The following is a 3,490-nucleotide window of genomic DNA, read 5'->3' as shown; positions in this document are numbered from 1 at the left end:
CCCCACGGGGGCCGCGCCGCTCGTCATCTCACCGGGTCTCGGCTACATCTCCATGTCGGACATGTCGGTGATCTTGCCGCTCGGCTTCTGGATGGTCACCGGCTCGCCGTGAGCGGACAGGTCGAAGACGATGTTCCCGGCGTCGCCGCCGTTCATCTTCATCCGCACCAGCCGCCCCTCGGAGTCGACGTTGACATCGACCGTCGAGCCCTCCGCGCCGAAGTCCGACTCACCCGCGGCGAACGTGTAGTGGGCGGTGTCGACACTCTCGATCGCCTCCTGCCCGACGTACGTCGTGGTGTCCGCAGAGATCGCACGGGTGACGGAGTCGAGGAAGAGGTTGGGCGCCGGCATCATCGCGGACATCACGCTGGCGAATCCGCCCATCACCCACTCGCCGTCCATGCTGGCGTACGTGGTGTCGTCGAGAATGACGAACTCGACCGTGCTCGGTTCGTCGGCACCGCGGATCTCGCCCTTCACGTGGAAGGCAATCGGGTCCTCCTGGAAGTCGCCTTCGCCGGTCCCGGCGATCTTCTCGCCCTCCTCGACGGCGTTGATCTCCATCTCGACGTGGACCGTCGACATGGACTCGGCGGCCGCTTTCACGACCTTCGTGGCCTCGGACGCCGACAGCGTGGTGCCGGGCTCGATGGAAGGTGCGGCGTCGGCTGCGTCGTTCGCGTCGCTGCCGTTCCCGCCGCATGCCGCAACGGTGCAGGTCGCGGTCAGGGCGAGGGCGGCCGCCGCGAGGCGGCGCCGGGTTGTGGGCCGGTTCTGGGTGGTACGCACGTCTGTGTGCCTTTCAAGACTGATCCGATGACCGATCGCTCCCGAGCGCGGCCAGTCGAAGCACGCGCATTCTGCGCACAATCTCTTTACCCCCGCGGGGTTGTCGCCAAACCGTTATCCGCCCCGGCGTACGATCGCGGATGTGACTGAGCTGCGCTTCGTTGAGGTCGGGACGATCGACTACCTGGACGCCTGGGAGCTGCAGAAGCAGATCCACCAGCGCGTCGTGGACCGCGAAGAGCCCGACACCGTGCTGCTGCTCGAGCATCCGCCGACCTACACCGCGGGGAAGCGTACGAAGCCGGAGGACCGGCCCGCGGACCCCGGTGGCGCGCCGGTGATCGACGTCGACCGCGGCGGTGAGGTGACCTTCCACGGCCCCGGCCAGATCGTCGCCTACCCGATCGTGCGGCTGCCGGAGAAGGTCAAGGTCGTCGACTTCGTACGCCGCCTGGAGCAGGCGATGATCCGCACCTGTGCCGCGTTCGGCGTCACCGCCTACCGGGTCCCGGGCCGCAGCGGCGTGTGGCTGCCCGCGGGCGAGACCCCCGACGGCGTACGCCGCCTGGAGCGCAAGGTCGGGGCGATCGGGCTGCGGGTCAGCCAGCACGTGACCATGCACGGCATCGCGCTCAACTGCGACGTCGACCTGGGGTGGTACGAGCGGTTCGTGCCGTGCGGGATCTCTGACGCCGGCGTGACCACGCTCTCGATCGAGGCGGGGCGGCAGATCGGCAACACCGAGGCGATGCCCGTCCTCCACGAGCAGGTCGCCGAGATGCTCTCCTGGCGCGACTACGACCAGGGCGAGAGCCTGGAGCCCAAGCCTGACCCGGCCAAGACTCCCCGGGTCCCGCTGCTCTCCCCCAGCCTGGGCTAGATCCGGAGTGACCGTCCAGTAACAACCTGGCTTCGAGGTTCCGCCCCCACGCGGCGTAGGCTTGTGGGGTGACTCAAGCTCCTGCCCCAGAAGGTCGCAAGCTCCTCCGTCTCGAGGTCCGCAACGCGCAGACTCCGATCGAACGCAAACCGGAGTGGATCAAGACCAAAGCGAAGATGGGGCCGGAATACAAGGAGCTCACCGCGCTGGTGAAGTCCGAGGGCCTGCACACGGTGTGCCAGGAGGCCGGCTGCCCCAACATCTTCGAGTGCTGGGAGGACCGCGAGGCCACCTTCCTCATCGGTGGCGACCAGTGCACCCGGCGCTGCGACTTCTGCCAGATCGACACCGGCAAGCCGACCGACCTCGACCGCGACGAGCCGCGCCGCGTGGCCGAGTCCGTGCAGACCATGGGCCTGAAGTACGCCACCATCACCGGCGTCGCCCGTGACGACCTCGCCGACGGCGGCGCCTGGCTCTACGCCGAGACGGTCAAGCAGATCCACGAGCTCAACCCCGAGACCGGCGTCGAGAACCTCATCCCCGACTTCAACGGCATCCCGGAGCTCCTCACCGAGGTCTTCGAGTCCCGTCCCGAGGTACTCGCCCACAACGTCGAGACCGTCCCGCGGATCTTCAAGCGGATCCGCCCGGCGTTCCGCTACGAGCGCAGCCTCGATGTGATCACCCAGGCCCGCGACTTCGGGCTGGTCACCAAGTCCAACCTGATCCTGGGCATGGGCGAGACCCGCGAGGAGGTCTCCGAGGCGCTGCGCGACCTGCACGCGGCCGGCTGCGAGCTGATCACGATCACCCAGTACCTGCGCCCGAGCGTGCGTCACCACCCCGTCGAGCGCTGGGTCAAGCCCGAGGAGTTCATCGAGCTCCAGGCCGAGGCCGAGGAGATCGGCTTCTCCGGAGTCATGTCCGGACCGCTCGTTCGTTCGTCCTACCGCGCCGGTCGGCTGTACCGTCAGGCGATCGAGGCGCGAGACGCCTCCTCCGTGGCCTGAGTCCCTGCGTACGAGAACTGAAAGAGGAAGATGTCCCAGACCGACCCGAGCAGCATGAGTCGCCGCCAGCAGATGGTGGAGACCTACAAGCTCACCAAGCAGTCAGACCCCAAGATCGGCCTCATCCTCGGCTCGATCTTCGTGGTCGTCGCCGCGGTCGCCGGCGTGATCTTCTGGTTCCTGCCCGGTGAGGGCATCTTCTCCTGGATCTTCACGATCGTCGGCGCCCTGCTGGCCGGCCTCCTCGCCGCGATGGTGGTCTTCTCGCGGCGCGCGCAGAAGGTGATGTACTCCCGGCTCGAGGGCCAGATCGGTGGCGGGTACGCCGCCCTGACCATGCTCCGCCGGGGCTGGACCGTCACCCAGGCCGTGGGCGTCGAGCCGCGCAGCCAGACCCTCGTGCACCGTGTGGTCGGTCCTCCGGGGGTCGTCCTCGTGGGCGAGGGCAACAGCCCGAGCAAGGTCCGCTCCCTGCTGGCCAGCACCAAGCGCACCCACGCCCGGGTCCTGGCCGACGTGCCGATCACGACCGTCGTCGCCGGCAACGGTGAGGACGAGGTCCCGCTGCCGCAGCTGACCAAGCACGTCACCAAGATCGGCCGCAACGTCTCCGGCCCCGAGATCACCGACATCCTCAACCGCCTCAAGGCGGTCGACGCCACCCGCGGCACCATGCCGATCCCTAAGGGCCCCGTCCCGACCTCGATGAAGGGCATGCGCGGCAACCTGCGCGGCCGCTGATCGCACCCAGCACAGATAGTTCAGGGCGTTCCGGCCCTCTACCCGCGGGTAGATGGGCTGGAAC

General features: G+C 68.2%; 4 protein-coding genes. 3 read left to right on the top strand and 1 reads right to left on the bottom strand.

Annotated features, from left to right (window positions below):
- Nucleotides 1-42 precede the first annotated feature (42 nt).
- The gene (locus tag ACFU7D_RS29125; RefSeq protein WP_378873881.1) at nt 43-792 is read right to left on the bottom strand and encodes a DUF6612 family protein; all 750 of its coding nucleotides are present in this window, start codon (nt 790-792) and stop codon (nt 43-45) included.
- Nucleotides 793-934: 142 nt separating this feature from the next.
- Between ACFU7D_RS29125 and lipB the strand changes: the two genes are divergently transcribed.
- The 3 genes from lipB to ACFU7D_RS29110 all read left to right on the top strand — a co-directional run bounded on the left by lipB (nt 935) and on the right by ACFU7D_RS29110 (nt 3,426).
- Entirely contained in the window at nt 935-1,672 is a 738-nt protein-coding gene (gene lipB, locus ACFU7D_RS29120; protein ID WP_378733063.1) for a lipoyl(octanoyl) transferase LipB, read from the top strand.
- Between the two features lie 68 nt (nt 1,673-1,740).
- Complete coding sequence (lipA, locus tag ACFU7D_RS29115; protein ID WP_378873878.1) at nt 1,741-2,685, top strand: lipoyl synthase; 945 nt, start codon at nt 1,741-1,743, stop codon at nt 2,683-2,685.
- A 30-nt stretch (nt 2,686-2,715) separates the two neighbouring features.
- On the top strand, nt 2,716-3,426 hold the full coding sequence (locus tag ACFU7D_RS29110) for a DUF4191 domain-containing protein (RefSeq protein WP_378733061.1): 711 nt from the start codon (nt 2,716-2,718) through the stop codon (nt 3,424-3,426).
- The last annotated feature ends 64 nt before the right edge of the window (nt 3,427-3,490 follow it).

This window comes from Nocardioides sp. NPDC057577 (assembly GCF_042801335.1).
Taxonomy (GTDB): Bacteria; Actinomycetota; Actinomycetes; order Propionibacteriales; family Nocardioidaceae; genus Nocardioides.
This window is presented reverse-complemented; position numbering and strand designations above follow the sequence as displayed.

Excerpts from the sequence above, each read along its gene's own strand:
- ACFU7D_RS29110 (WP_378733061.1), top strand. The coding sequence starts at position 2,716 with ATGTCCCAGACCGACCCGAGCAGCATGAGTCGCCGCCAGCAGATGGTG.